Source organism: Microbispora triticiradicis, from assembly GCF_005864065.1.
Taxonomy (GTDB): domain Bacteria; phylum Actinomycetota; class Actinomycetes; order Streptosporangiales; family Streptosporangiaceae; genus Microbispora; species Microbispora triticiradicis.
In genome coordinates this window covers 1-600 of record NZ_VANP01000051.1, presented here as the reverse complement: position 1 = coordinate 600, position 600 = coordinate 1, and the positions used below count along the sequence as shown (strand labels likewise).

Annotated in this window: 1 rRNA gene; it reads right to left on the bottom strand. The window is 62.0% G+C overall.

The annotated features are described in order from the left end of the window. Nucleotides 1-488: 488 nt before the first annotated feature. Nucleotides 489-600, bottom strand: a 16S ribosomal RNA gene (locus FED44_RS35470); the annotation flags it as partial.

Below are 600 nucleotides of genomic sequence, written 5' to 3'. Positions count from 1 at the left end.
CATCGGCTCCTGATGCCAAGGCATCCACCGTGTGCCCTAAAAAACTTGGCCACAAAGATGCTCGCGTCCACTATGCAATTCACAAACAACAACCAGGCAAACCAGCCCACCCCACCACCAAACACCCCCACCCCCACAAGGAGAGCGGAAGCCGGTATGGCAGGAGACCAGCCCCAGAGAGAAAACCCGACCCTCTCGCAAGCGGCCACCGCAGAAGCAGTGGCCAGCGAACGGTCCGTTCCCTCAGGACCCAACAGTGTGCCCGAACCCACCAAGCTCCCACCGGATGATTTCCCACTCCGCAGACCTCCCGTGAAGGAGACCCGCGACGGTACTCACCCCGGCGGCCGAACCCGGCCGATCCGAATAACCAGTGCTCCACTAATGAGCTCACCGAGCAGGGAACACGCGTCCCTGAACCCGGCATGGACCAACCCTCAGACTCACCACAACGGGTGAACCCATCAGGGCCGGCCGGTGCTCCTTAGAAAGGAGGTGATCCAGCCGCACCTTCCGGTACGGCTACCTTGTTACGACTTCGTCCCAATCGCCAGCCCCACCTTCGACCGCTCCCCCCACAAGTGGTTGGGCCACGGGCTT